Annotated in this window: 32 protein-coding genes; 21 read left to right on the top strand and 11 right to left on the bottom strand. The window is 71.8% G+C overall.

Going from position 1 to position 25,741, the window contains the following annotated elements:
• The first annotated feature begins 300 nt into the window (after positions 1–300).
• From HEK131_RS17695 to HEK131_RS17645, 11 genes are read left to right on the top strand one after another with little or no spacing between them, the layout of a single operon-like run.
• Positions 301–609 (top strand): gas vesicle protein, encoded by a 309-nt coding sequence (locus tag HEK131_RS17695; RefSeq protein ID WP_279614257.1) that lies wholly within the window; start codon positions 301–303, stop codon positions 607–609.
• Between the two features lie 60 nt (positions 610–669).
• Positions 670–1,119 (top strand): gas vesicle structural protein GvpA, encoded by a 450-nt coding sequence (locus HEK131_RS17690; RefSeq protein WP_217462092.1) that lies wholly within the window; start codon positions 670–672, stop codon positions 1,117–1,119.
• A gap of 3 nt (positions 1,120–1,122) precedes the next feature.
• Entirely contained in the window at positions 1,123–1,836 is a 714-nt protein-coding gene (locus HEK131_RS17685) for a GvpL/GvpF family gas vesicle protein (RefSeq protein WP_244336074.1), read from the top strand.
• A 37-nt stretch (positions 1,837–1,873) separates the two neighbouring features.
• On the top strand, positions 1,874–2,131 hold the full coding sequence (locus HEK131_RS17680; RefSeq protein WP_161147093.1) for a gas vesicle protein GvpG: 258 nt from the start codon (positions 1,874–1,876) through the stop codon (positions 2,129–2,131).
• Between the two features lie 46 nt (positions 2,132–2,177).
• A complete protein-coding gene (locus HEK131_RS17675) occupies positions 2,178–2,714 on the top strand; it encodes a hypothetical protein (RefSeq protein ID WP_244336072.1) in 537 nt (178 codons plus the stop codon).
• A complete protein-coding gene (locus HEK131_RS17670; RefSeq protein ID WP_244336070.1) occupies positions 2,707–3,888 on the top strand; it encodes an SRPBCC family protein in 1,182 nt (393 codons plus the stop codon). Before HEK131_RS17675 ends, HEK131_RS17670 begins: the two co-directional genes overlap by 8 nt.
• 33 nt (positions 3,889–3,921) lie before the next feature.
• The gene (locus HEK131_RS17665) at positions 3,922–4,356 is read left to right on the top strand and encodes a gas vesicle protein (protein WP_244336069.1); all 435 of its coding nucleotides are present in this window, start codon (positions 3,922–3,924) and stop codon (positions 4,354–4,356) included.
• On the top strand, positions 4,349–5,128 hold the full coding sequence (locus HEK131_RS17660; RefSeq protein WP_244336068.1) for a GvpL/GvpF family gas vesicle protein: 780 nt from the start codon (positions 4,349–4,351) through the stop codon (positions 5,126–5,128). Before HEK131_RS17665 ends, HEK131_RS17660 begins: the two co-directional genes overlap by 8 nt.
• Positions 5,129–5,130: 2 nt before the next feature.
• Positions 5,131–5,364, top strand: coding sequence for a gas vesicle protein (locus HEK131_RS17655; RefSeq protein WP_244452054.1), 234 nt, complete (start codon positions 5,131–5,133; stop codon positions 5,362–5,364).
• A 2-nt stretch (positions 5,365–5,366) separates the two neighbouring features.
• Positions 5,367–5,669: a gas vesicle protein K gene (locus HEK131_RS17650; RefSeq protein ID WP_217462134.1), complete on the top strand. Its 303-nt coding sequence runs from the start codon at positions 5,367–5,369 to the stop codon at positions 5,667–5,669.
• 47 nt (positions 5,670–5,716) lie between these two features.
• Complete coding sequence (locus HEK131_RS17645; RefSeq protein WP_217462087.1) at positions 5,717–6,127, top strand: hypothetical protein; 411 nt, start codon at positions 5,717–5,719, stop codon at positions 6,125–6,127.
• A gap of 118 nt (positions 6,128–6,245) precedes the next feature.
• On the opposite strand, the gene HEK131_RS17640 is transcribed toward HEK131_RS17645, so the two are convergent.
• Positions 6,246–7,343 carry a glutamate--cysteine ligase 2 gene (locus tag HEK131_RS17640; protein WP_244336067.1) on the bottom strand — a complete coding sequence of 366 codons (1,098 nt, stop codon included), beginning with the start codon at positions 7,341–7,343 and terminating at the stop codon, positions 6,246–6,248.
• 56 nt (positions 7,344–7,399) lie between these two features.
• Positions 7,400–8,200, bottom strand: coding sequence for an SDR family NAD(P)-dependent oxidoreductase (locus HEK131_RS17635; protein ID WP_244336066.1), 801 nt, complete (start codon positions 8,198–8,200; stop codon positions 7,400–7,402).
• 274 nt (positions 8,201–8,474) lie between these two features.
• Between HEK131_RS17635 and HEK131_RS17630 the strand changes: the two genes are divergently transcribed.
• Positions 8,475–8,624, top strand: coding sequence for a hypothetical protein (locus tag HEK131_RS17630; RefSeq protein ID WP_217462084.1), 150 nt, complete (start codon positions 8,475–8,477; stop codon positions 8,622–8,624).
• Positions 8,625–8,634: 10 nt separating this feature from the next.
• On the opposite strand, the gene HEK131_RS17625 is transcribed toward HEK131_RS17630, so the two are convergent.
• The 3 genes from HEK131_RS17625 to HEK131_RS17615 are packed head-to-tail and all read right to left on the bottom strand — an operon-like array spanning position 8,635 to position 11,272.
• Positions 8,635–9,648: an NAD(P)/FAD-dependent oxidoreductase gene (locus HEK131_RS17625; protein WP_244336064.1), complete on the bottom strand. Its 1,014-nt coding sequence runs from the start codon at positions 9,646–9,648 to the stop codon at positions 8,635–8,637.
• Positions 9,645–10,169, bottom strand: a complete 525-nt coding sequence (locus HEK131_RS17620; protein ID WP_244336062.1) for an isoprenylcysteine carboxyl methyltransferase family protein — start codon at positions 10,167–10,169, stop codon at positions 9,645–9,647. The genes HEK131_RS17625 and HEK131_RS17620 overlap by 4 nt, the downstream gene beginning before the upstream one ends.
• Before the next feature lie 44 nt (positions 10,170–10,213).
• Entirely contained in the window at positions 10,214–11,272 is a 1,059-nt protein-coding gene (locus HEK131_RS17615) for a type III polyketide synthase (protein WP_244336060.1), read from the bottom strand.
• Positions 11,273–11,410: 138 nt separating this feature from the next.
• On the opposite strand from HEK131_RS17615, the gene HEK131_RS17610 reads away from it, so the two are divergent.
• Entirely contained in the window at positions 11,411–12,289 is an 879-nt protein-coding gene (locus tag HEK131_RS17610) for a UbiA family prenyltransferase (protein ID WP_217462080.1), read from the top strand.
• 88 nt (positions 12,290–12,377) lie between these two features.
• The gene (locus tag HEK131_RS17605) at positions 12,378–12,557 is read left to right on the top strand and encodes a DUF6480 family protein (RefSeq protein ID WP_217462079.1); all 180 of its coding nucleotides are present in this window, start codon (positions 12,378–12,380) and stop codon (positions 12,555–12,557) included.
• 7 nt (positions 12,558–12,564) lie between these two features.
• On the opposite strand, the gene HEK131_RS17600 is transcribed toward HEK131_RS17605, so the two are convergent.
• From HEK131_RS17600 to HEK131_RS17580, 5 genes are read right to left on the bottom strand one after another with little or no spacing between them, the layout of a single operon-like run.
• Complete coding sequence (locus HEK131_RS17600) at positions 12,565–13,434, bottom strand: carbohydrate ABC transporter permease (RefSeq protein ID WP_217462078.1); 870 nt, start codon at positions 13,432–13,434, stop codon at positions 12,565–12,567.
• Entirely contained in the window at positions 13,431–14,399 is a 969-nt protein-coding gene (locus tag HEK131_RS17595; RefSeq protein ID WP_244336058.1) for a carbohydrate ABC transporter permease, read from the bottom strand. The genes HEK131_RS17600 and HEK131_RS17595 overlap by 4 nt, the downstream gene beginning before the upstream one ends.
• Positions 14,393–15,718: an ABC transporter substrate-binding protein gene (locus tag HEK131_RS17590; RefSeq protein ID WP_244336056.1), complete on the bottom strand. Its 1,326-nt coding sequence runs from the start codon at positions 15,716–15,718 to the stop codon at positions 14,393–14,395. Before HEK131_RS17590 ends, HEK131_RS17595 begins: the two co-directional genes overlap by 7 nt.
• The gene (locus HEK131_RS17585; RefSeq protein WP_244336054.1) at positions 15,715–16,695 is read right to left on the bottom strand and encodes a GNAT family N-acetyltransferase; all 981 of its coding nucleotides are present in this window, start codon (positions 16,693–16,695) and stop codon (positions 15,715–15,717) included. The genes HEK131_RS17590 and HEK131_RS17585 overlap by 4 nt, the downstream gene beginning before the upstream one ends.
• A 29-nt stretch (positions 16,696–16,724) precedes the next feature.
• A complete protein-coding gene (locus HEK131_RS17580) occupies positions 16,725–17,900 on the bottom strand; it encodes an exo-beta-N-acetylmuramidase NamZ family protein (RefSeq protein WP_244336052.1) in 1,176 nt (391 codons plus the stop codon).
• Between the two features lie 155 nt (positions 17,901–18,055).
• Between HEK131_RS17580 and HEK131_RS17575 the strand changes: the two genes are divergently transcribed.
• From HEK131_RS17575 to HEK131_RS17550, 6 genes are all read left to right on the top strand, one after another.
• Entirely contained in the window at positions 18,056–18,526 is a 471-nt protein-coding gene (locus HEK131_RS17575) for a DUF6584 family protein (RefSeq protein ID WP_244336050.1), read from the top strand.
• 375 nt (positions 18,527–18,901) lie between these two features.
• Positions 18,902–20,650, top strand: a complete 1,749-nt coding sequence (locus HEK131_RS17570; RefSeq protein ID WP_244336048.1) for a sensor histidine kinase — start codon at positions 18,902–18,904, stop codon at positions 20,648–20,650.
• A gap of 83 nt (positions 20,651–20,733) precedes the next feature.
• Positions 20,734–21,192 (top strand): roadblock/LC7 domain-containing protein, encoded by a 459-nt coding sequence (locus HEK131_RS17565; protein WP_244336046.1) that lies wholly within the window; start codon positions 20,734–20,736, stop codon positions 21,190–21,192.
• Entirely contained in the window at positions 21,189–21,536 is a 348-nt protein-coding gene (locus HEK131_RS17560; RefSeq protein ID WP_217462072.1) for a DUF742 domain-containing protein, read from the top strand. The genes HEK131_RS17565 and HEK131_RS17560 overlap by 4 nt, the downstream gene beginning before the upstream one ends.
• Positions 21,517–22,134 (top strand): GTP-binding protein, encoded by a 618-nt coding sequence (locus tag HEK131_RS17555; protein WP_217462071.1) that lies wholly within the window; start codon positions 21,517–21,519, stop codon positions 22,132–22,134. Before HEK131_RS17560 ends, HEK131_RS17555 begins: the two co-directional genes overlap by 20 nt.
• Positions 22,131–23,393, top strand: coding sequence for a cytochrome P450 (locus tag HEK131_RS17550; RefSeq protein ID WP_244336044.1), 1,263 nt, complete (start codon positions 22,131–22,133; stop codon positions 23,391–23,393). The genes HEK131_RS17555 and HEK131_RS17550 overlap by 4 nt, the downstream gene beginning before the upstream one ends.
• A 43-nt stretch (positions 23,394–23,436) precedes the next feature.
• Here the strand turns inward: HEK131_RS17550 and HEK131_RS17545 are convergent, their stop codons facing one another.
• On the bottom strand, positions 23,437–24,663 hold the full coding sequence (locus HEK131_RS17545; RefSeq protein ID WP_244336042.1) for a cytochrome P450: 1,227 nt from the start codon (positions 24,661–24,663) through the stop codon (positions 23,437–23,439).
• A gap of 663 nt (positions 24,664–25,326) precedes the next feature.
• Between HEK131_RS17545 and HEK131_RS17540 the strand changes: the two genes are divergently transcribed.
• On the top strand, positions 25,327–25,545 hold the full coding sequence (locus HEK131_RS17540) for an MbtH family protein (RefSeq protein WP_244336040.1): 219 nt from the start codon (positions 25,327–25,329) through the stop codon (positions 25,543–25,545).
• Positions 25,546–25,741 lie beyond the last annotated feature (196 nt).

The raw sequence follows: 25,741 nt of genomic DNA, 5'->3' as shown, positions 1-25,741 counted from the left end.
GGTGTCCGCCCGTCGCGGCGCGCATCGAGGACTCGATCCGGTAGTACCCCCAGAGCGGCCCGCCGCCGAGAAGGCGGCGGGCCGCTCTGTGCTGTCCGGCGCGCCCGCCGGCAGGCTCCCCGCATCTCTCGCCCCGCCCTGATCCGGGCCGTCCGCCCTCGTCAACTGCCCCGTGCCGGTAGCACCGTCGTTCGATTCGAGCGCTCACGCATATGTGCGAGACCCACGGGCAACCGAAGCGGAAGGCGTAGAGGACAGGTGAAGGACCTTCTCTGAGAACCCCGTTGAGAGGAGGGGATCGTGGACAGAACCGACAGCGATAACGCCAAGGGCGGTCAGGGTCCGGAAGAGCGAATGGACCTGCCGACCGTGATGCGGCAGGCGAGCGCACAGCTCTCCGGACTGCTCCAGCGTGAAGTGGGCGCGGTATCCGCCGTCAAGGCCATCGAGAACGGCTGGGCGGCGGACGTGGAAGTGGTGGAAGTCGAAAAGGTGCCGGACACCATGAGCGTCATGGCTTCCTATCGCGTCGAACTCGACCAGCAGGGCCGGATCATGGCCTATGAGCGCGTACGCCGTTACGCCCGGGGCCAGATAGACCGCCGCTGAATCAGGCGGTGCCGCAAAGGAATTCACGGCACCGGAACGGATCGACGGAAAGAAGTCAGCATGTCACTCGTACAGCAGAGCAGCACCCAGTCCGGCGGCGGAAGCGGCGGCGGGGGAAATCTCTACGACGTCCTCGAACTCATCCTGGACCGCGGTCTCGTCATCGACGCGTTCGTCCGCGTCTCCCTCGTGGGCATCGAGATACTCAAGATCGACGTCCGGGTGGTCGTCGCCAGCGTGGACACCTACCTGCGCTTCGCCGAGGCGTGCAACCGCCTCGACCTGGAGTCGGGCCGCAAGGCGCCGAGCCAGCTCACCGACCTCGTGGGCGACATGACCGAGAGCGGGGCGAAGGGGAAGTCGAAAGGAGCGCTGACGGGAGCGGTCGAGGCGTTCACCGAGTCGCTCGGGAGCAAGCACGACGACTCCGAGGAGGAGCCGCAGCCCCGTAAGCGCGCGCCGCGCAAGTCCACGTCCAGCCGCCAGTCCAGCCAGAACCGCGGAGAGTGACACGTGCCCACCTACGTCTACGGCATCACCGGAGCCGACCATCCGCTGCGCCTCGAGGAAGTCTTCGGCGTCGGCGAGTCCCCGGCGCCGCTGCGCACCGTCCGGACCGACACGCTCACGGCCGTCGTCAGCGACGCGCCCGACGGCCTGCGGGCCAAGCGCCGCGATGTGCAGGCCCACCAGCGGGTGCTGGAGGTCCTGATGGGCGGCGGCGCGACCCTCCCCATGCGCTTCGGTCTGCTCGCCCCGGACGACGAGCAGGTCGCGAGCGCGCTGGACGCCGAGGGCGACCGCTACCGCGCCCGTCTCGACGAGCTGGACGGCCACGTCGAGTACCACCTGAAGGCCGCCCGCGACGAGGACGACCTGCTGCGTGAGATCGTGACCCACTCCGACCAGGTCCGCGAGCTGCGGGAACGTACGCGGGACCAGTCCGGCGCGCACGACGAGCGTGTCGCGCTCGGCGAGCTGATCTCCCACGAGGTGTCCGCCCGCAGCAGCGCGGAGGCCGACGAGGTCGCCCAGCGCCTCGCGGCCGCGGCGACCCGCCTCTCGCCGGGCGAACCCAGCTCGACGCACTTCCTCAACGTGTCCTTCCTCGTCCCCGAGGACGGGGTGGAGACCTTCGTGCAGGCCGTGGAGCGCGAGTCCGACCAGCGGGGGGACGCGTACACCTTCACCCTCACCGGGCCGCTGCCGCCCTACAGCTTCGTCTGAGCGGACCGCCCGGCCGACGACGGAAGGGAGCACCGGAATGGGACTCATCACCGGCATCGTGACCTTTCCCCTCGCACCCGTGCGCGGCAGCCTCTGGGTCATCGACCAGGTGCTCACCGCCGCGGAGGAGGAGTACTACGACCCCGAGCCCGTCCGGCGCGAACTGGCCGAACTCGAAAGGGCGTTGACGAGCGGCGCGATCTCCGACGAGGAGTACGACCGCCGCGAGGACGAACTGCTCGACCGGCTGGACGAGATCGACGCCCACCGGCGAGGGAACGGAGGGGGTTCCTGACCAGACGGAGCGATCCACTACCCGCAGAGACTGAGGTGCTCACCGAATGACGAAGAACGTCAAGATAGCCGCCGCCCTGGTAGGCGGATACGTGCTGGGGCGGACCAAGAAGGCCAAGATGGCCATCGGGCTCGGCATGTTCCTGGCCGGCAAGAAGCTCGACCTCGACCCGAGGCGGATCGGGACCCTGCTCGCCGAGTCGCCCGCCCTCGCCGGTCTCAACGCCCAGGTCCGCAAGGAGCTGGTGGAGACCACGAAGGCCGCGGCCACGGAGGCGCTGACCAAGCGCGCCACCGGCCTCGCCGACTCGCTCACCGACTCCCTGGCCCAGCGCACGAAGGCCCTGGACGGCCCTCAGGGCGGCGAGGCCGAGGAAGAGGCGGAGGAAGAGGAGGAGAAGCCGGCCAGGCGGCAGCGCTCCTCCGCCTCCGAGGGAACCCGCCGCAAGACCGCCCCCGCCCGCAAGCGGACCGGCGCCGCGAAGTCGGCCGCCTCCCGCACCGGGGCCTCGCGGGCCGGCGGAGCCGCCAAGAAGCGGGCCTCCTCCGCCACGCGCAAGAGCGGCGGTAACGGCAATGGCTGACTCCGCCCTGAGCAAGGCCAAGGACGAGGTCGTCCACAACGAGTCGACCGACCGCCTGAAGGAAGCGCTGGGCAACTACCTGCGCGCCCGCGCCGAGCACACCGTCAGCCAGCTCGGCCACCGGCTGGGTGAGAGCGTCACCAAGCTCGGGCAGCCGGGCGAGGGCGGCCCGCTCAAGAGCCTCGCCAAGGGCGGGCAGGCGCTCGCCGACGGCAAGTCCCCCGCACAGGCGGCCATGTCCGCGGGCGTCTCCCACCTGAAGGACACCGTGAAGGACAAGGTCAAGGGCCTGTTCGGCAAGGGCCGCAAGTCCGGCGGCGGCAAGTCCAAGAGCGTGACCATCGTCGAGGACATCGACGTCGGCGTGCCCGTGCGCGAGGCGTACGACCAGTGGACCCAGTTCCAGGAGTTCTCCACCTTCGCCAAGGGCGTGGTGAGCGTCGAGAAGGCGGACGACACCACCAGCAACTGGAAGGTCAAGGTCGCCAAGTCCACGCGCAGTTGGAAGGCCAACGTCACCGAACAGGTCCCGGACGAGCGGATCACCTGGACGACCGAGGGCGCCAAGGGCACGGTCAAGGGCGTCGTCACCTTCCACGCCGTCACCGACAACCTCACCAAGGTGCTGCTGGTCCTCGAGTACTTCCCCAAGGGGCTGTTCGAGAAGACGGGCAACATCTGGCGCGCCCAGGGCCGCCGGGCCCGTCTCGACCTCAAGCTCTACCGCAAGTTCATCATGATGCGCGGCGAGGCCACCGACGGCTGGCGCGGCGAGGTCCGCGACGGCGAGGTCGTCGTCACTCATGACGACGCCATCGAGCAGGAAGAGGCGGAACGGGCCGAGGAGGAGACGGACGAGCCGCGCGCCGAGGACGAGGGCGACGGCCGCGAGCCCACCGAGGGCGAGGAGGCCGACCTCGACGACGCGGACGACGACGCGTTCACCGACGAGGACGAGGAAGCCGCCGAGGACGACGAGGACGAGTACCTCGACGAAGCCGACGACGGGCTGACCGACGAGGCCGAGGAAGACCAGGACGCCGAGGACGTCGAGGAGTACGAGGCGGAGGCCGAGGAGCCGGACGCCGAGGAGTCCTACGACGAGCCCGAGGACGACGAGGAGGCGGCCCCCCGGTCCTCCCGACGCCGGCGCACCGCCGGCGCCAGGGCCTGATCCGGGAACCAGCCGAAAGACAGGGTTGAGAACGTGTCCGATTCACTCGCCGGTCGTATGCCGGCCCCTCCGCGCACCGCGCCGTCCTACGCGGGGCAGGGAAGCAGTGCCAACCTGGCCGACATTCTGGAGCGGGTCCTCGACAAGGGAATCGTGATCGCGGGGGACATCCAGATCAATCTGCTCGACATCGAGCTGCTGACCATCAAACTCCGCCTGCTCGTCGCGTCCGTCGACAAGGCGAAGGAGATGGGCATCGACTGGTGGGAGCACGATCCCTCGCTGTCCTCCCGCGCGAAGCCCGCCTCCGCGGCTCCCGCCGCCCCCGACCCGGCGCTGAGCGAGGAGAACGAGCGGCTGCGTGCCGAGATCGCCCGGCTGCGCGCCGCCACCGAGCTGCCCGCCGGCCACACGGCCGACGGCGGCGCCCGGCCGGAGCCCGCGGAACGGGAGGCAGGCCGTGAGTGAAGCGGAGATGCAGTACGTGTACGCCGTCGGACTCGGTGATCCGGGCCTGGGCGGGACGACCGTCCCGGTCACCGGGGTGGACGGCGGCGCCGTACGCGCGGTCGGCGGCGGACGGGGGCTCACCGCCCTGGTGTCCGCCGTCCCCGCCGACCGGTTCGCCGAGGAGCACCTCGCCCCCCAGCTCGAGGACCTGGAGAGGCTGGAGGCGATCGCGCGGGCCCACCACGCCGTGGTGGACGCCGCCTTCGCCACGGCCACGGTCCTCCCGATGCGCCTGGCCACGGTCTACCGCGACCAGGCACGCGTGGCCGCCATGCTCGACGAGCAGCACCCCCACTTCGAGGAACTGCTGCGCACGCTGGACGGCCACGTCGAGCTCGGCGTGAAGGTCTACGCCGAGCCCCGGGCGGCGGCGGCCGCGCCGGAACCCGAGCCGGCCCCGGCGAGCCCCGGACGCGCCTACCTGCAACGCCGCCGCGCCGAACGCCGCCTCGCCCAGGACACCTACTCGGCCGCCCGCGACACGGCGGAGCGGGCGGCGGGCCTGGCGTCGGCGCTCGCCTCCGCCCGTGCCGTCCACCGGCCGCAGCAGGGCGAATGGTCCGCCGGGCGCGGCGAGAACGTGGCCAACGAGGCGTACCTCGTGCCCCGGCGCGACGTGGACCGGTTCCGTACGGAGCTGGGCGCGCTCGCCCTGGAGACCCCCGGTGTCACCGTCGAGGTGACGGGGCCCTGGGCGCCGTACTCCTTCGCCGGCGGTGGCGCGCGGTGAGCATGCGGCCCGCCGACGGACAGGACGTCGAGCCGGTGGCCCAGCCGCCCGTCGCCCTGATCGACCTGCTGGACCGGCTGCTGAACGGCGGGGCGGTGCTCACCGGCGACATCGTGCTGAGCATCGCCGATGTCGACCTGGTGCACATCAACCTCCGCGCGGTCATCCGCTCGATCACGGGGGACGCGCCGGGGCCCGCCATCATGCCGCCGCGTGCCCGTACCGAGGAGCTGTGACGATGCCGGAAAAACCCGCGAACGCGCTCGCGGCCCATATGCGGACGGATCCCGACACGGTGGAACGGGATCTCATGAAGCTGGTGCTCACCATTGTCGAATTGCTGCGCCAGCTCATGGAGCGCACCGCCATTCACCGGGTGGACCAGGGAGATCTCGATGACGACCAGGAGGAACGCATCGGTATGACGCTGATGATTCTCCAGGACCGCATGGAAGAACTCTGTGAGCGGTACAACCTGACAATGGACGAACTGAATCTGGATCTCGGGCCGTTGGGATCGCTGCTGCCTAGGGACCTCTGAAATCGAAAACCCTGTTTCGTCGCCGGGGGAAAGGACAGTAGGGAATTATGACTGACGACAAAAAGACCACCAGGAGCACGACCGCGGCGAATGCCAAGAAGACCGCGTCCTCCGCCAACTCCACGACGCGTGCGGCGGCGGCCGGCACCAAGGAGACGGCACGGGAGGCGAAGAAGACCACGGTCTCCGGCGCCCAGTCGGTCGGCGACACCACCCAGCGGGTGAGCCGTGCCGCCGTCTCCGGTCTGCAGACCGGGCAGCAGGTCGTCGCGGCCAACACGGCCAAGGCCGTCGAGGCGGCCGGCACCGCGTGGACGGTCATCAAGCACCGCAAGGCGGTCGCCGCCGCGGCCGCGGCGGGTGTGGCGGGCGTCGCCGGAGCCGCGTTCGCCATCGGCCGCTCGACGGCCAAGCCCCAGATGGGTCCCCTGACCCGGCTGGCACGGGGCCGGATCTGAGCACAGCCGCTCCGGCGAGGAGCGTGATCACCACGGCGACCTCCCTCGCGTCCCAGGACGCGCGGGAGGTGCTCGTGTGTACGGGGGCGGACCACCCACGGCGTGGCGGGGCCTGCGGTCATCCTCCGGCGGTGAGGCGTACGCACTCGGTGACGACGGCCCGGAGGCTGTCGGTGCGCCCCAGGATCGCGCGCTGCGCCCTCGCGCCGTTGCCGTGCTTCAGCAGGCCCGACAAGGTGTCCTGGACGCCCTTGGTGTCGCCGTGGGCGTCCAGGGCGTCGCGGACGTGGTCGAACAGCGCGCGCACCACCGTCTCCGCCGGGGCCGGGCGCATGGTCAGGGGATGCAGCAGACGGTCGTCGAGGCCGTAGCGGGCGGCCTGCCAGTTGGCGAGATGCACCAGCGAGGTGCCGAGCCGGGCCGGGGGTTCGCCCGCCTGCCACTGGCGGGCGGCCGTCTCGACGAGGGCGCGGCACAGCAGCGCCAGGAGGACCGTGGTGTCCGGGTCCAGGCAGACGTCGGCCACCCTGATCTCGACCGTGGGGTACCGGTGGGAGAGGCGGGCGTCGAAGTAGAGCATCCCCTCGTCCCGCAGGACCCCGGTGCCGACCATGTCGCGTACCTGCTCGTGGTACCGGTCGGCGGAGCCGAAGATCTCCGTCGGCCCGGCCGAGGGCCAGCGTCCCCACATCTGGCTGCGATAGCTGCTGTAGGAACTGTCCTGGCCCTGCCAGAAAGGGGAGTTGGCGCTCAGCGCGAGCAGGACGGGCAGCCAGGGACGGATGCGGTCCAGCACGGCGACGCCCTCCTCGTCGGAGTCCACCGAGACGTGCACATGACACCCGCAGGTGAGCTGGTCCGACAGGGTCAGCCCGAAGCGCTCGGCCATCCAGCGGTACCGGGGATCGGGGGTCAGCGCCGGGCTGACCGGGAGGGGAGAGGTGCCGAGGGCGGCGACCGCGGCACCCGTCCGCCCGGCGAGCCGTGCCGCCTCGGCACGGCACCGGCGGATCTCGGCCGCGAGTTCGTCCGCCCGCGTCTGCGGGCTGGTGGCGAACTCCACCTGCTGGCGCTGCAGTTCCTGCTCGAAGACCTGCTCGCCATGTGTCCCGACGGCTCCGTCGGAGTGGGCCAGCACCGCGGCCGAGACGGCCTGCGGTTCACCCGTCTCCGCGTCCACCAGGAGAAGTTCCTCCTCCACTCCCACGCTGCGCACGCGGCCGTCCTCCCTGTCCGGTCCGGGGACCGGTCCTCTTCCACGCGTACCGTCGGTCAGTCCTGGTCGCCGGAGCCGGGTTCGGCCAGCTTGCGGTGGGCCTCGGCCTTGAGCTTGTCGGGCACCACCTTGGCGGCGATTCCCTGCGCCTTCGTCGCGGCCGACCCCGCGATCACCTTGTCCCTGCCCGCGAAAAGGGCATCCAGTCCCTCCCGCGCGACCTCGGCGGGGTCGTCCTTCTCCTGTCGGCCGACCTGGGTGTCGTCCATCTCCGCACGGTGGAAGAAGTCCGTCTCGGTGGGGCCCGGCATGAGCGCGGTCAGCGTGACGCCGGTGTCCTTCAGCTCGCTCTGCAACGCCTGGGTGAGGGACTGCACGAACGACTTCGACGCGTTGTACACGGCCTGGAAGGTGCCGGGAATCGTGGAGGCGATGGACGAGGTGACCAGGATGCGGCCCCGGCCGCGGTCGACCATCTGACGCACGACCCGCTTGGCCAGATGCACGGTCGAACGCACGTTGAGATCGACGATCTCCAGTTCGTCCGCGAGATCGGTGTCCGCGAAGGCGCCGCCCTGGCCGACGCCCGCGTTGAGCACCGCGACGTCGAGCGGGCGCTCCGCCGCGGTGACCGCCGTCCACAGCTCCTCGACCTGGTCGTAGTGGCGCAGGTCGGCGCGGACCGCCTCCACCGACACCCCGACCGCCCGGATCTGCTGGGCCGCCTGGCGCAGCCCGTTCTCGTTCTCGGCGTTGATGATCAGGTCGTAACCGCGCTCGGCCAACTGCATGGCCAGTTCGAAACCGATACCGCTGGACGCGCCCGTGACGAGGGCGAGGGGCTTCACGTCGTTCATGGCCGGATCACTTCCAGGGTGAGGTCGGTGCGGGGGAGGCGGCCGGGGCGCGCCGTGCGCACCTCCCGAAGTTCCCAGATCGGCCCGTATTGAACGGCCGGACGGCGACGGCCCCGCGCGAACGGAACGGCCGGGCGTTTCCACCGACCCGCGCGTGGGGACTCGCCGTCCAAGGTGGCCGCCGTGTGCCGGTCCTGCGGGCCCACCGGCCGAGCGGAGTCCCCGCGAGGTCCGCGACCCCGGCCACACCGATCACCCGACAAGGAGGCCGGTCATGAGCGAGACGACACCGTCCCAGGCGGAGGGCGAGCGGGAACCGGATCCCGAGACCGAGGGCCGGCCGGGCCGGACCGTCCACCCCGACGTGCCGCGCACGACACCCTCGCAGGCCGAGGGCGAGCGCCTGCCGGAGGACGACGAGTAGCCGCCCCCGGTCACCGGAGCGCGTGGACCGCCGCCGAGAAGACCGCGGGCACCCGGCACGCCAGCGGAACGACGAGCCGGGCGGTCCCCGGACGGCCGCTCGCGGCCAGCAATGCCCTGGTCAGCAGGCGGTGGCGCCGCGTCAGCAGGGTCCAGTCCCGCTCGTACCGCTCCGGCCGTCCGGCCACGACACCGCGCACGGCGGCCTCGGCGGTCGCCAGGGCGAGGGCGATGCCCTCCCCGGTGAGGGCGTCCACGTAGCCCGCCGCGTCGCCGACGAGCAGCACCCGGCCCGCGACCCTGCGCCGCACCCGCTGGAGCAGCGGCCCGGCGCCCCGCACCTGGGTCGCGGCGGCCCCGCGCAGCACGGCGGTGAGCGCCGGGAAACCGGCCAGATGCTCGTCGTAACCGCGCCGGACGCGGCTGAGCACCGCGACCCCCACCAGATCGTCGGCGACTGGTGTCACGTACGCCTCGCCGTGGCCGGACCAGTGGACCTCGACGAAGTCCGTCCACGGTTCGACGCGGTAGTGCCGGCGCAGCCCGTAGCGGCCCCGCGCGCCGCCGGGCAGTTCCAGCCCCAGCCGACGGCGCGTGGGGGAGTGCAGGCCGTCGGCGGCGATCAGCCACCGCGCCGTGATCCCGGCGGCCGTGACGCCGTCCGGCGTCTGGCGCACCTCACCGACCTTGCCGGGCTCGACGTGCACGCCGAGGCTGAGGGCACGCTCGTGGAGCGCGTGGTGGAGGGTCGTACGGCGGACGCCCAGCCCCGGGCTGTCACGGAAGGGAGCTTCGGCGCGGCGGGCGCCGTCGACGTAGCGGATGCCGCGCAGCTCCCGGCCCGCCGCCTCGACGCCCAGCGCCCGCAACGCGGCGACCCCGCCGGGCATCACGCCTTCCCCGCACGCCTTGTCCACGGGCGCTGTACGCGGCTCCACCACCACGACGGTCAGTCCGGCGAGCCTCGCGTGCACGGCCGCGGCCAGCCCGGCCGGCCCGCCACCGGCCACCAGGACGTCGATCACGCCGGTACCGGTGCGTCGGCGGTGGCCAGGGCCTGGTTCTCGCACCGGATGCGCACGGTGAGCACGACGGCGTCGAGCACCGTGAAGACGACCGCCGTCACCCAGGCGGTGTGCACCAGCGGCAGCGCCAGCCCCTCGGCCACGACGGCCACGTAGTTCGGGTGCCGCAGCAGCCGGTACGGCCCCCGCGCCACCAGCGGCAGACCGGGTACGACGATCACGCGGGTGTTCCAGCGCGGCCCGAGCGTGCCGATGCACCACCAGCGCAGCGCCTGGGCGCCCGCGAGCACGGCCAGCATCGGCCAGGCCAGCGCGGGCACGAAGGGCCGGCCGGCGAGCCACACCTCCAGCGGGCAGCCGACCAGCAGACCCACGTGCAGGGCCACCATCGCCGGATAGTGACCGTCGCCCGCCACGATCGCGCGCCGGGCCCGGCTCCACCGCTCGTTGCGGCGCGCCACGACGAGTTCGGCGACCCGCTCACCCGCCACGGCGGCCACCAGCAGTGCGTACCAGATCATGTGTCCTGTTCCCGTGCCTAGTTCCGCCGCCTCCGTCCTTCACCTCACCAGCGCAGCAACACCAACTCGCAGGCCAGCCCCGGTCCGATGGCCAGCAGCAGGCCCGGAGTCCCGGGTGGCGGGGGGTGTTCGGAGAGGGTGTCGCGCAGTACGTGGAGGACGGAGGACGAGGAGAGGTTGCCCACCTCGGCCAAGTGGCGTCTGCTCAAGGTGAGTTCGTCGGCGGGGAGATCGAGCGCGTCGGTGACGGCCCCCAGGATCCTGGGGCCTCCGGGGTGGCACACCCAGGCCGTGACGTCCTGGGGTTTCAGGCCGTGGTCGCCGAGGAACTCCTCGACGTCGTCGGCGAGATGGCGGCGCAGCACCTCGGGAATCCCCGGATCGAGGACGACCTTGAAGCCGGAGTCCCCGATGTCCCAGCCCAGGGCGTCACCGGCGTCCGGGTACAGACGGCTGCGGGCGTCCACGATCGTGGGACCCGTGAACTCGCCCGCGCGCTCGGCGCCGCAGGCCACGACCGCGCTGGCGCCGTCCCCGAAGAGGCCGGTGGCGACCAGATTGGCCGTCGAGGCGTCGCCGTGCTGGAGGGTGAGCGAACACAGCTCGACCGACAGCAGCACCGCCACCTGATCGGGTCGCCCCAGCAGGAGGTCGTGCATCCGCGCCAGGCCCGCCGCGCCTCCGGCACAGCCCAGCCCGAACAGCGGCAGCCGCCGGACGTCCGGCCGCAGCCCGAGCCGCCCCGCCACCCGTGCGTCGACCGACGGGACGGCGACACCCGTGACCGACGTGAAGACCAGCAGGTCCACATCGGCCGCCGACAGCCCGGCCCCGCGCAGCGCTTCCCGGATCACCCTGGTGCCCAGATCGGTGGCGGTGGCGATGAAGATGTCGTTGGCGGCGCCGAAGCCGTCCAGCGTCTCGTACCGGTCGAGCGGCAGGGTCATGTGGCGGGAGCGGACCCCGGCGTTGTGGTGCAGCCGGTCCAGCAGCCGGCGGTCGGCGCCCTCGGGCAGACAGGCACGGGCCACCATGTCGGTGATCTCGGACTGGGCGTACCGGTGCGGCGCGAGGGCACCGTGGAGGGCGGCGATCCGCGTCATGAGGCTCCCGTCCGGAGACCGATCTGGGCTCAGCAGACCTTCCCGCGACCCGTGCCCCGACACCAGAGATCGCCCGTCCGGCCGGTCAGGACCGTGGCGCGCCCCTGCCCGGCCGCCGAGGGCTCCTACGATCGCCGGGTGGCGACTCCCGAGCACTCGACGACCGGCGGCTCCCCGGCGACCTGGGCCCGCCGGGCGGCCGCCCTGGCCGGGGCCTGCCACCCCGGTCCCCTGGTGGTGGTCACCGCGCTGACGGCCGCGCTGACCGTGGCCGCGGGTCAGGAACCGGGACGCGGCCTGCTGACCACCGGCGCCGTGCTGACCGGGCAACTGTCCATCGGCTGGTGCAACGACGCCTTCGACGCGCGCCGGGACGTCGACACCGGCCGCCGGGGCAAACCCGTCGCCGACGGAACGATCGGCACGGGCCAGGTGTGGACGGCCGCGTGTGCCGCGCTGGCCCTGTGCGTCCCGCTCTCCTTCGCCTGCGGCCGGTCGGCGGGCGCCGTCCATCTGACCGCTGTCGCGGCGGCCTGGGCCTACGACCTGCGGCTCAAGGCCACCCGCTGGTCCTGGGCGCCGTACGCGGTGGCCTTCGCCGCGCTCCCGGCGTTCGTCACCCTGGGCCTGCCGGGCCGCCCGTGGCCCGCCTGGTGGGTCGTCGCCGCCGGGGGGCTGCTGGGCGTCGGGGCCCACCTCGGCAATGTGCTGCCGGACATCCGCGGGGACCTGGCGACCGGCGTACGGGGCTGGCCGCAGCGGCTGGGTCCCGACCGGGTACGACTGCTGCTGCCGGTACCCCTGGTCACCGCGTCCGCCCTGCTGGCGCTGGCGCCGCCCGGACCGCCCGGTGCGCGCCGGGTGGCCGCGCTGGCGGGGGCCGGGCTGATCGCGGTGGCCGGCACGGTACTGGGCCGCCGCCGGGAGCGGGCCGCGTTCGCGGCGGCTGTCGCCGTCGCGGCGCTGGACGTGGCGCTGCTGCTGGGCGGCGGTGGCCTCGGAACCGGCGCATCCTGAGAGAACGGGGGAGCCGCATCCGAGCGGCGCCCCGGGACCGAAGTACCCCACGTGTCGCCGGTGGCGGCATCGCCGCAGGAGGTGAACCATGCCCGACTCACTGCAGCCGCCCGGCGAGACCCCTCCCGTCGAGGGATCGACCGCGGAGGCCCACCCCGAACGGCCGGACGGCGGGCCCTTCGAGCACCCCCGGTTCTGGCTGTTCCTCATCATCCTCGGCTGCGCGATGATCGCCGCGTTCTTCCTGGTCAGGATGATCGACCTGTGAGCACCCCTCACTTGAGCCCGCTGAGCATGATCCCCCGGACGTAGTGCCGCTGGAGCAGCAGGAAGAGGACCAGCACCGGAAGGATGCTCAGGACCAGGCCGGCCATCACGATCGGCATCGTGCGCGTCGGGTCGACGTGGTCCTGGAGCATCTGGATGCCGACCGGCAGGGTCATCACGCCCGGGTTGGCGGTCGACACCAGCAGCGCCCAGATGTACTCGTTCCACGCGTCGACGAACGTCAGCAGCCCCAGCGTCACCATCACCGGCTTGGTCTGCGGCACCACGATCCGCCACCACACGGCGAACTCCCCGGCCCCGTCGATCCGCGCGGCCTCCAGCACCTCGTCCGGGATCGAGACCATGAACTGGCGCATGAGGAAGATCCCGAAGCCGTTGACGAGGAACGGCATCGCCAGCGCCACGATGCTGACGGTCAGCCCCGCACCGCCCCGCCCCAGCAGGTCGTTGCCGCCCGCCAGCGGCCAGTGCACCAGGATCAGGAAGTGCGGGATGAAGAAGAGGAACGGCGGGAACATCATCGTCGACAGCACCAGCCGGAAGATGAAGTCCCTACCGGGGAAGCGGAGTTTGGCGAGCGCGTAGCCCGCCAGCGACGAGGTGAGCAGCACCGAGGCGTTGATGACGGTCGTGGCGATGACGCTGTTGCGGAACAGCACCGGCAGATCGAGCTGGTCGACGGCCGCCCGGTAGTTGGACAGGTCGAACGCCTCGGGCAGGAACCGGTACGGCAACGTCCCGGACTCGCCGGGCCCCTTGAACGACGTCATCACCATGTCGAGGAACGGCACCACCGTGAGGACGGCGCCCGTCACGACCACCAGATACGACAGCCACGGGAAACGGCGGCGGATCATGCGTCCTCCCCCTTGCGCCGGAAGATCCACAACTGCACCAGGGTGACCAGCAGGATCACCACGAACAGCACGAAGGCGGCGGCGCTCGCGGTCCCCCAGTCGCCGTAGGAGAACGCCTGCCGGTACATCTCCAGCGCGGCCACGTTGGTCGCGTCACCGGGACCGCCCTTGGTCATCACGATGATCAGCGCGAACGACTGGAGACCGGTGATGAACTGGGTGACGCACACGAACAGCAGCGACGGCCGCAGCAGCGGCAGCGTGATCCGCCAGAAGACGGTGACCGGCCCGGCGCCGTCCAGCGCGGCCGCCTCGTAGTACGACTCGGGGATCGACTTCAGCCCGGCGGTCAGGATGAGGATCGCCGTGCCGACCGACGCCCACGCCTGCACGACCACCACGGCGGGCAGCGCGGTGTCCGGGTCCTGGAGGAACGCCACCGAGTCGAGCCCCACGGCGTTCAGGGCGCCGTTGACCAGCCCGCCCGGTTCGTACATGTACTTCCACACATTGCCGACGGCGACCACGGTCGTGACGATCGGCAGCAGGTACAGGGTGCGCCACAGCCCCTGGAAGCGAAGGTTGTCGATGCAGGTGGCGACCAGCACCGCGCCCGCCAGTGCCAGGGCCACCGTGCCCAGCGCGAACAGCAGGGTGTTGGTGAGGATCGGCGTCAGGAAGGTCGAGCCGTCCGCGAACAGGCTGGTGAAGTTGTCCAGGCCGACCGGCCGGATGTCACCGAGGTCGAACCCGGCCCAGCGGGACATCGACAGCAGCAGCGCGAAGCCCAGCGGCAGGATCAGGAAGACCGCGAAGAACAGCAGCGTCGGCGCCAGGAACAGGTAGGCGACCACCGCCTGATGCCGCCGGGCCCGGCCGAGCCGGTCAGCGGTGGCTCCCGCGGGCGCCGAGGAGCGCGGGCGCGGCGGCCGAGTGGTCGTCTCCGGGGTAAGGGCGTTCACCATGAGCGCGACACCTCCTGGTCGACCTGGCGGCGGATGGTGCGCAGCGACGCCTCCACCGACTGCTGACCGGTCCACAGCGCCTCGATGTTCTTGCGCAGCAGCGACTTGGCCTGCTGCGCGCCCGGCACGTTCGGCTCCGGCACCGCGTACTCCAGCGCGTCCAGGAACGGGCGCAGGTTCGGATCGCCGCCCTTGCCGAGCAGCGTCCGCATGTCGCCGGGGCGGCCGGTCAGGGAGCCCACCGACACCTGGAGGGCGCTCATCCGGGTCACCGTCGCCCCCTTGCTCACGCCCACCCGGTCGCTGTTGAGCCAACGCAGGAACTCCCATGCCTCACCAGGGTGTTGACTGGAGGCGTTGACGCCCAGCATGAACCCGGTGGCGAGCGTGGCCGGCTTGTCGCCCAGCTCAGGGACGGGCACCGGAGCCACGGCCACATCCCGATAGGCCGCGCCCATCTGGGACTTGAGGCTGCCGGTCCACCATCCGGCGCTGATCACCATCGCCACCTGCCCGGACTGGAACGCCTTGTAGACGTTGACGCCGGGCGCGCTCGCCCCTCGGCTGACGAGACGGTGCTCCAGATCCAGCACGGCCCGCCCGGCCGGTGAGTCGATGGCGGTGCTCCTGCCGTCCTTCGACACGAACGTGCCCCCGGCCGCGTTGAGCAGGGCGAGGGTCTGGCCGACGGTGGTGGAGTCGTCGTACGTCGACAGGCCGAAGCCCTGGACCAGGGTGTTGCCGTACCGGTCGCGGCGGGTGGTGCTGTAGGCGGTGTCCTCCAACTCCCGCCAGGTGCGCGGGGGATGGGTGATTCCGGATGCCCGGAGCAGGCGCTTGTTGTAGTAGAGGGCGTACGTCTGCGCCTCGGTGGGATAGCCGTAGACCGTGCCGCCGACCGATGCCGAGCCGACCGCCGCCGCGCCGTAGCCCCGGGTGATCTCCGCCGTGTCCTCCGGCGGGGCGGGGCGCAGGACTCCGGCGCGGACGAGCTGGCCGTTCCACAGGCAGTACGGCTGGAGGATGTCGGCGCCCTGCCCGGCCGCCTGCCGGACCATGAACGTGGTCAGCAGGTCGTTGAACTCCACCGCCTTGGTGCGCACCTTGACCCGGTCGTGCGTGGCGTTCCACTCGTCCACCGGGCCCTGGAGGGCGGCCTTCAGCTCACCGCTCGCGTAGTGGGAGAGCAGGGTGAGGACGACCGGGTCGCCGGGCCGCCCGGTGCCCTGGCGCGGGGCGGCACAGCCCGCCGCGAGCAGGGTCGCGGGGAGCGCCAGCGCGAAGCGGCGGCGGCTCAGCCCGCGCGGTGCGCCGCTCACCGGGCCGCCTCCCGGCGCAGCACCCGGAACACCCGCGTCGTGCCGAACCCGGCCCGGCGGTACAACCGGGCCGCCGAGGACTGATGGTCGGTCCACAGGAACCACGCCGACCCCGCGCCCAGCGCCCGCATCCGCTCCAGGACCAGATGCAGCAGCACGTTGCCGAGGCCGGTCCCGCGCATCTCGTCCAGCACCCCGAACGGGCCGAACCGCTCGATCGCGGACTCGTACGCGCCGTGCATCGCCCAGCCCACCAGCCGGCCCGAGGGGTCCCGCGCGACCACGATCCGGTCCAGCGGGGCGCCGTCGAGCAGGCACTCCCGGATCGCGCGCGCCCAGTCCGGGACGAAGTGGACGGCGGCCAGGGCGAGGAGTGCGGGCAGGTCGTCGTCGGTGGGGGTGCCGAACTGGTAGCCCTGCGCGCTCAGTTCGGCGGCCCGCCGCGCGACCTCGGGCGGGAGGGTGTAGCCGGACAGCGAGCGGTCCATCGCCACCGCCTCGTCCACCGTGCGAAAGCCCAGGGACTCCAGCAGAGCCGCCGCCTCCGGGTAGGTCCCGGCGTCCAGACCGGGGAGGAAGTAGTTCGGGGTGTACGGGGCGAAGTCGACGCGGGTGCGGCCGTGGGCGAGCAGCCAGTCCAGGGCGTCGGTGAGCAACTCCCGTCCCACACCGCGCCCACGGGCGTCCGGGTCGACGAAGAAGAACGGCAGCCAGCCCTGCTCCGGCTCCAGGTCGGTGCCGGTCATCGGGGTCAGCCGGCGCACCGCGTAGGCCGCGCCGACGACCCGGCCGTCCTCCACGGCGACCCGGAGCCCGGCCGGGTCGAAGTTGGCGTCGAGCAGCACCAGGGAGCGGAAGCGGTTCGCGGTGACGGGGTCGGCGGGCGCGCTCCGGCACCACGCCGCCACCAGCGGCGGACCGTCGCCCGCCCGGAACCCGCGCAACTCGGTCCGGGCTCTCGTCGTCGGATCGGTCATCGACGTCCTTCCATGCGCGGTCGCGGCCATCAGGGGTAGAGCAGTACGTCCTCCCCGGCCCACCGGCCGGGCGGTGCGGGCGGATCGCACAGCGGCAGCGGGTCCTCGCCCGCGTCGATCGCGCGCCGCAGCCGGTCGGAGCCCCAGAGCTGGTCGATGAAGCCGCTGTCCGCGCCGTCGGCCCAGGCGAAGTCGTCCGGGTACAGCCGCCGCAGGGTGGCGAGCATGGCGACGGCGGTGCGCACGGGGGCGAACGCGTCGCGGTCCGTGACGTGGAGCTGCACCCCGCGCAGGGGGCGTCCGGCGTGCTTGTGGAAGGTGGGTACGAAGCGCAGGTCGCGGAAGTGCACACCGGGCAGGGCGAGTTCGGTGAGCGCGGGGGCGAAGCGGGCGTCGATGTACGGCGCTCCGACGATCTCGAAGGGCTGGGTCGTGCCCCGGCCCTCCGAGACGTTCGTGCCCTCGAACAGGCAGGTCCCCGGGTAGACGGCGGCGGTGGCGGGCGTCGGCATGTTCGGCGAGGGTGCGATCCACGGCAGGCCGGTGGCCCCGGCGTCCATGGCGCGCCGCCAGCCGACGGCCTCGATCACCGTCAAGTCGACCTGCCGGCCCGCCGCTTCGGGCACGGCCGAGGTGTTAAGCCGGCGGGCTAGCTCGCCGCAGGTGAGACCGTGCCGGACGGGCACCGGCGCGCGTCCGACGAAGCCCGCCCAAGCCGGGTCCAGCAGCGGGCCCTCGCTGACGAGGCCGCCGAGCGGATTGGGGCGGTCCGCGACCACGAACCGCAGGCCCGTACGCGCGGCCGAGACCATCAGGTCGAACATCGTCCAGACATAGGTGTAGAACCGGGCCCCGACGTCCTGGAGGTCGTGGACCAGGGCGTCGACACCGCTGTCGATCAGCAGCTTGTCGAGGCGCTCGCCTTCGCACCGGTAGGTGTCGTGGACCGGCAGGCCGGTGGCCGGGTCGACCCCGCCGGACTCGCCGCCGCCCGCCTGGGCGGTGCCGTACAGCCCGTGCTCGGGGCCGAACAGCGCGACCAGCCGGGCGCCCGCCTCGAGCAGCGCGGGTGCCGACGGACGCAGGTCGGGGAGGACGCCGGTGTGGTTGGTCACCAGCCCGAGCCGTCCGGGCCCGGCGAGTCCGGGTGACGCGCACAGCCGGGCGATCCCGGTCGTCACCGTGAAGCGGTCGTCCCTGCTCATCCTCGCCCCCTGTCGGAAATTCTCTTGAATGTCCCGGAATTGGGCAATGCTGCGGACACTACCTCCCGGTGCGGGCGAGTCGGCGGCGGTGACGTTCACCCGTCGGGGTGGAAACCCATTCGACTCCGGCCAACACGCGGCCTGATCATCTGCTCATGCCACTGAGAGACACCCTTGCCCGAGTCGAGGAGGACCTGGCCGCCGGCCGCGTCCCCGTCGCGCGTCAGCGTCTGCGTGGACTGGTGTCGTCGTTCCCCCGCGATCCGGAGCTCCGTCGTCGCCTGGCCGAGGTGTACCGGCTGTACGGGGAGCCCGCCGAGGCCGGCCGGTGGATGTACCTCGAAGAGGACCGGGACGCGGCCGAGACCGCCGCTTTCGAGGCGAGGTACCGCACGGCGTCCAGGCGTCTGGCGGCCCTCGGCTGGGACGCTCCCGAGTCGCTCGCCCCCACGGACTTCGCCAGGGAGCAACTCGCGGCACTGCGTGCGGACGGCCCGGAGGCCGGCACCGAGGCGCGGGACGCGGGGGGTTCCGCCAAAAGCTGCCTGGCGACTGCCGGTTGCCTGGTGGTCGCTGTCGCGTTCCTGGCGGTCTGGGTGAACGGTTTTCTCGCCTTCCTCGACTGATCGGCACCTGGCCTGATCGTGCGGTTGGCTGGAAAACGGTCCCTCCCAAGGGGGTTGACGCCTCAAGGATGCTTTGCGGTCGCTACCTCGGGGGCGGGGCATCCGGTGCGCATGGGGTCTTTCCGGGCCCCGCACCAGCGATGAAGCGTGCACTGCCCTCTACCACGCCCTGTCGTCCGGATGGTTGCTTCACGACGACTTCAGGTCCGGGGGTCCAGGAGGGGCCAATGGGAACTTCGCGCCTTGCGGTGTGACTAGCATGTGGGCGTAACCGGCTGGAAGATCGCCTTCCTCCGAGGCGGCCGCTTCCGGACCCGCGATCGAGGCGTTCGGTCGCCGCCGTTTTTTTCTGCTCGCAGACCGAGGGACCGCGGAATGTCAGTTCCTGCACCGTCCGTTCAACACCGCTCGACGGCCGTTCAGCGCAGCTCGTGGGCGGTGCCCGCGGCCGTGGTGGCGGTGGCCGCCGTGGCCGCCGGCGTCGCGGTCGGGGCGGCGCCGTCCGGCACCCGCAGATGGACACTTGCGGTGGCGGCGGCGGGCTGGGGATGCGTGGCTCTGGCGGTGCTCGTCGGCCACCTCCTCCTGCGCCGGGCCAAGCTCGCCGCCGCCACGCAGGCCGCCGAGAACGACCGGCTCCGCGCGCAGGCCCAGCAATCGGCGGCGCAGACCGGCCACTTGGTGAACGTGACGCTGCCCGCCCTGCACAACCTGGTGCTGACCGGCAGCGGTGCCGTCGAGGCGGTCGAGGGCGTGTCGATGCCCAACGACCAGAACCTGCGCAGGCTCGCCCACATCTCCGCCGCCGCCCTGGAAGAGGCCGTGAGCCGCGCGGCCGCCGCGGACGACGAGCGCCTGCGGACCCAGGAGGCGCTGAACGAGATCCTCGCCGAAGCGGACCGGCTCGCGCGCGAGACGCTGCCCGCCGCCGTGGCCCGGCTCGCCGAAGGCCGCTCCGCCGACACGGTCCTGGGCGAACTCAAACTGCCGCAGGTGCCGGCGATGTACGAGCTCGGCGAGCGGTTCGTGAGTGAACTGGCCCGCAGCGAGCGGCGCGCGGGCGGTACCCGTATCGCCTCCACCAAGGCGCTGAGCCGGGTGCAGGCCAAGGCCGTCAGCATGCTCGCGGACCTGCGGGAGATGCAGGACGAGCACGGCGGCAAGATGCTCGGCGACCTGATGCGGCTGGACCACAAGACCTCCCAGCTCGTCCTGATCGCCGACCGGCTGGCGCTGCTCATGGGCGGCAAGACGAGCCGTACCTGGAACAAGCCGATCCGGATGGAGAGCATCCTCCGCGGCGCCATCGGCCGCATCGCCGCCTACCAGCGGGTCCGGCTGCACTTCACCTCCCAGGCAGCCGTCTCCGGGTTCGCCGCCGAAGGCGTGATGCACCTTCTCGCCGAACTGATCGACAACGCGGCGAACTTCTCCCCGCCCACCGACGAGGTCCACGTCTACGTCGAGGAGCACCGGGCCGGGATCGTCGTCACCGTCGAGGACAGCGGACTGACCATGTCCGAGGCGGCGATGAGGCACGCCGAGGGCGCGGTGGCCGGAAGCATGGCCGACCTCGCCTCCCTCCAGGGCACCCGGCTGGGCCTCGCCGTGGTCGGCCTGCTCGCGCTCAAGTACCGGATCAACGTCAGCTACCGCCCCTCCTCGCGCGGCGGCACCGGCGTGGTCGTCCTGCTGCCCAGGCACCTCATCGCGCAGCAGCGCGACCCGTGGCCCGCGCAGCGGGAGGCGGCCCACGCGGCCACCGTCCGTCCGGTCCCGGAGCCCGAAGCGCCGGCCCCGGCCCCCGTCCCCGCCCCGGCCCCGGCCCCCGTGGCCGAGGCACCCGTCCGGCCCGAGCCGCCCGTCATCGTGCCGGAAGTGCCCGAGCAGACACGGCATGAGCCGCCCGCCTCCGCCACACCGAACGGGCTCCCCGTCCGCAGGCCCGGCCGCACCATGAGCGAGGCCGAGCGTGCCCAGCGGCCCGCCCCGGAGGCCACCCCGCCCCGCAAGCGTCCCGTACACGACGTGGGCTCCCGCTTCGGCGCCTTCCACCGCTCGCGCAAGCCCTCCGGCGGCACCCAGGGCGGCAACCCCGACCCCGAGCCGCCGACCGCCGGATAAGCCCTACCCCCCACACACCCCGCCGGGCCGCGTCCCGGTAGCGATGTCCCCCCTCGTGCCCATGAGATTGGAGGAACGGGCCGGTGACCGATCAGCCGGACACCACCGTCCCATCACCCATCATGCAGACCACCGACAACAGCCTCGTCTGGCTGCTGCAGAACCTGCTGGAGCAGACCCCCGGTGCCCGGCACGCCCTGGTCCTGTCACGGGACGGGCTGAAGCTGTGCTGGACCCCCGACCTGGCCGCCGATCAGGCCGACCAGCTCGCGGCGATCTGCTCCGGCCTCCAGGCCCTGTCCCACGGCGCGTCCGTGGAGTTCGGTGACGGCTCCGGCGGCGTACTCCACTCCATGACCGCCTTCCACGGCGGCCTGCTGTGCATCGTGGGAGCCGGCGAGGGCGCGCACCTGGCGGTCGTCGCCGCCGAGGACGCCGACCCCGGCCGCCTCGGCGAGGAGATGACCGGCCTGGTCGACAAGATCGGCGAGCACCTGCGGGCCGCGCCCCGGCAGCCGTTCCAGGGGAGTACACCGTCGTGAGCCGCAAGCCGGTGGACACCGGCGCCCCCGACCGGCTCTACACGGTCACGAACGGGCGCAGCAGCGTCGACGACACCCTGGACCTGGTCACACTCATCGTCGCCGAGTGCAACCCGACCACGGGAATGCAGTCGGAGCACGCCCGCATCCTGACCCTCTGCCAGCATCCGACCTCGGTGGTGGAGATCTCCGCCGAGCTGGAACTGCCGATCACGGTCGTACGCATCCTGCTGGGCGACCTGCTCGACACCGGTCGGATCACCGCCCGTCACCCACCCGTGAACCCCTCGCTCCCCGATCCCGCCCTTCTCAAGGAAGTGCTCCATGGGCTCCGCAATCTCTGAGCTGCCCGCCCACCGCACGCCACTGGCCGACGCGGCGGAAACCGGTCTGAAGATCGTCGTCGTGGGCGGCTTCGGCGTCGGCAAGACCACGCTGGTCCGCTCCGTGAGCGAGATCCGGCCACTGAACACCGAGGAGGTGATGACGGAGGCCGGCGTCGGCATCGACGAGACCAGCGGTGTGGCGGCGAAGTCGACCACCACCGTCGCCTTCGACTTCGGCCGGATCAGCCTCAACGACACCATGGTGCTCTACCTGTTCGGCGCGCCTGGGCAGAAGCGCTTCTGGTTCCTGTGGGACCGGCTCTTCTCCGGCACCCTCGGCGCCGTCGTCCTCGTGGACACCCGCCGGATGGACGACTCCTGGTACGCGATAGACCGGCTGGAACACCACCGCACGCCCTTCGTGGTGGCCGTCAACCGGTTCGAGGACGATGCCACGCACCACTCCCTGGACGAGATCCGGCAGGCGCTCGCGCTGCCCGATCATGTACCGATGCTCGACTGCGACGCACGGTTCAGGGAGTCGGGCAAGGACGTGCTGATCACTCTCGTGGACCATGTGTACACGCTGGCCACGGCCCAGGAGGCGACCCCGTGACCGACCCCGGCCCCTTCTCCGCGCACCAGGCGCCGCCCGGCTGTCCCGCCCACACCGACGCGGTGCGCCTGGCGGGCCTGCAGTACCAGCAGACGCCGTCGCAGATGTACCGGGCGCTGCGCCGCGAGCACGGTGCGGTCGCGCCGGTGCTGCTGGACGGCGACATCCCGGCGTGGCTGGTGCTCGGCTACCACGAGGTGGCTCAGGTGACCAGCCATGACGAGCTGTTCGCGCGCGACTCGCGGCGCTGGAACCAGTGGGACAACATCCCGCCGGACTGGCCGCTGATGCCCTTCGTCGGCTACCAGCCCTCGGTGCTGTTCACCGAGGGGGAGGAGCACCGGCGGCGGGCCGGGGTCATCACCGAGGCGCTGTCCGGGGTGGACCAGTTCGAGCTGGCCCGTGACTGCGAGCTGATCGCCGACGAGCTGATCGCCCGCTTCGCCGGCAGCGGCCAGGCGGAGCTGATGACCTCGTACGCGCACGCGCTGCCGATGCGGGCCGTGGTGCAGGTATGCGGAATGCCGCTCTCGGGCGCGGACACCGAGCAGCTCGTGGACGACCTGCGGATCTCGCTGGACGCGGCCGAGGGCGACGACCCGGTCGCCGCCTACGGGCGCGTGGGTGAGCGCCTGGTGCGGCTGGTGCGGGACAAGCGTGCCGAGCCGGGCAAGGACGTCACCTCGCGGATGGTGACGCACCCGGCGGGGCTCACCGACGAGGAGATCGTCCAGGACCTGATCTCGGTCATCGCCGCCGCGCAGCAGCCGACCGCGAACTGGATCTGCAACGCGCTGCGACTGCTGCTGACCGACGAGCGGTTCGAACTCAGCGTGTCCGGCGGCCGGGTCAGCGTGGGCGAGGCGCTGAACGAGGTGCTCTGGCTCGACACGCCCACCCAGAACTTCATCGGCCGCTGGGCGGTGCGGGACACGCAGCTCGGCGGCCGCCAGATCAAGGCCGGAGACTGCCTGGTGCTCGGGCTGGCCGCCGCCAACACCGACCCGGGGCTCTGGCCCGAGGGGCACGTGGGCGCGGAGAACGCCGCGCACCTGTCGTTCAGCAACGGCGAGCACCGGTGCCCCTACCCGGCCCCGCTGCTCGCGGACGTCATGGCCCGCACCGCCGTGGAGACGCTGCTGGAGCGGCTTCCCGACCTGGTGCTCGCGGTGAACCCCGAGAACCTGACCTGGCGGTCGTCCATCTGGATGCGAGGGCTGACCACCCTGCCCGTGCGGTTCACCCCGGTGGACGGATAGCCGGTGGCCGGCTGGGCCCCGAGCGGGGCCCAGGGGCACGGCGTCAGGCGGACACTGGGGTGAACCGCACCGGCACGGACTGGGGTCCACGCGTGAACACGCCCTGCTCGACCGGGTCGAAGCCGTCGGCGAACCGCAGGTCGGGCATCGCGTCCAGCAGTTGGGCCACACCGATCTCGACCTCGGCCTTGGCGAGGAGGGCGCCGACGCAGAAGTGCCGGCCCAGCGCGAACGCCAGGTGGTCGGCGGCCGCGGAGAAGGCGTTCGTGGCGGTGAGGTCCTCGCGGAAGATGTCGAAGCGGTCGGGGTCGCGGTAGCGGTTCTCGTCCCGGTTGGCCGCGCCTATCAGGCAGGTGACGGTGACCCCGGCCGGGATGGTGCCGCCGCTGAGCTCCACCTCGGTCGCGGACTGCCGCATGATCATGTGCACCGGCGGGGTGAACCGCAGGGTCTCGGCGAACGCCCTCGGGATCAGGCTGTGGTCGGCCCGGACGGCGGCGAGCTGGTCGGGGTGGGCCAGCAGGTTGGCGAAGATGCTGGCGATCGCCTTGTCGGTGGTCTCGCCGCCGGCGGCGAGCAGCAGGCTGCAGAACGCCTTGATGTCCTCGTCGCTCATCCGCACCCCGTCGACCTCGGCGGCGCACAGCACGGAGAGCAGGTCGTCGCCCAGGTTCTCCCTGCGCGCGCGGATGATCGGCAGCATGTACTCGGCGAACTCCACGCGGGTGCGGTCGCCCGCGGCGGCCACCTCCTGGTCGCCGGACAGGTTGCCGAGGAAGGCGATGACGGCCGTGTACCAGCGGTGGAAGCGGGAGTGGTCGGCCTTGTCCAGGCCCAGCATGTCGGCGATCACGTTGACCGGGAACCGGGTCGCGTAGTCGGTGACCAGGTCGGCGGAGCCGGTGTGCCGGAAGGTGTCGATCAGTTCGCGCGAATTGCGCTCGATGACGGGCAGGAACTTCTCCTGCAGGTCCCGGCCGCGGAAGGCGGGGGCGACCAGGGCCCGGCGTACGGCGTGCTCGCGGCCGCTGAGCTGGAGGATCGTCTTGCCGTGCACCGGCTCGATCTGCCAGTCGTAGTTGTCGGTGGTGAACTCGCCCTGCTTGTCCTTGAAGACGCGTTCGACGTCCTCGTAGCGCGAGATGATGTAACTCTGCGTGGCCTCATGCCAGACGAGGGGTGCTTTGTCCCGCATCAGGCGGTAGGTGGGGTAGGGGTCCGCCGCGAACTCGGGCGAGAGGATGTCGGGTATCTGTGCCGCAGTGGTCATGATGCTCCGTCGGGACCGGGAATGACGTGTTCCGTAAGGTTATTGATCGTTCGTCAGTCATAACAGCCCCAAAGTGCTTCGACTGGTGCGGAGGGCACTCCTTGGCCGGATACCGGTCGGCCGAAAGCGGGGCGTGCGGTCGGTTCTTCGGTCCTCGTGTCTCGTTCTGGCCTCTTCGCCGGGCCGGCGGGGCCGGAAACGGGGCGCACGGTCGGCGCATGGGAGCGTCGCGCGGCGTCATGCGTGCTCATGTGAGGGCGCGGGAACGCATGCGGGGGATCAGCCGGATCAGGGTGGTTCACATGGGGGCAACAGCCGCATTTCCGGCACGTGTTGGCTGATTGACGGCCTTTGAGGGCGCATCGGCATATGCCCGGGGCAGTCGTGGCTATTATTGCGCGCTCTATTACCGATGGGTAATCGATCGAACGAGTACCTTCGAACGTGGACTTTCCCTTAGTGTGATGAGTGTGAATGCACAGGGTCCGGGCAGTCTGGTTCCGACCGGCCGCACGGCACTGTCATCTCGGGGGTGGAGCGATTCGCTCCTTCGTTCGATCTGACGCATCGTTCGGATCGGGTAAGACGTCCGGGGGCCGCGACGGTGGTATTGCGAGACGGCCCGGAAAACAAACTGATGTACGTGCTGCCAAGGGGGGCGTCGTGGTCAATCCTTTCGACGATGAGTCGGGCAAGTTCCTGGTGCTCGTGAACGAAGAGGCCCAGTACTCGCTCTGGCCGGCGACGCTGGCCGTGCCGGGCGGCTGGCGAGTCGAGGGCCCGGAGGGGTCGCGCCAGGAATGCCTGGACGCGATCGAGGCCGCCTGGACCGACATGCGGCCCGCCAGTCTGGTGCGGGCGATGGCGGCCGACGCCGGCTAGGACGTCCGGATCCCAGGTCCGCCTGGGGTGTCATGCCTGGTCGAACGCTGTTCCGCCACTCCGAGCTCCCTTGGGCGCCGCTCTCGCCCTGGGGGCCCGCAGTGCTGCCGCACCGGCTGACCGGCGCCCTCGGCGAGGCGTCGATGCCGGTTCCCGTTCCCGCTCGCGGAGATCCCGGCGGCCCGTCCGGCCGCCC

Source organism: Streptomyces seoulensis (assembly GCF_022846655.1).
GTDB lineage: Bacteria > Actinomycetota > Actinomycetes > Streptomycetales > Streptomycetaceae > Streptomyces.
Note: the sequence above shows the minus strand (reverse complement) of the source record. Positions and strands in the feature narration are given on the sequence as shown.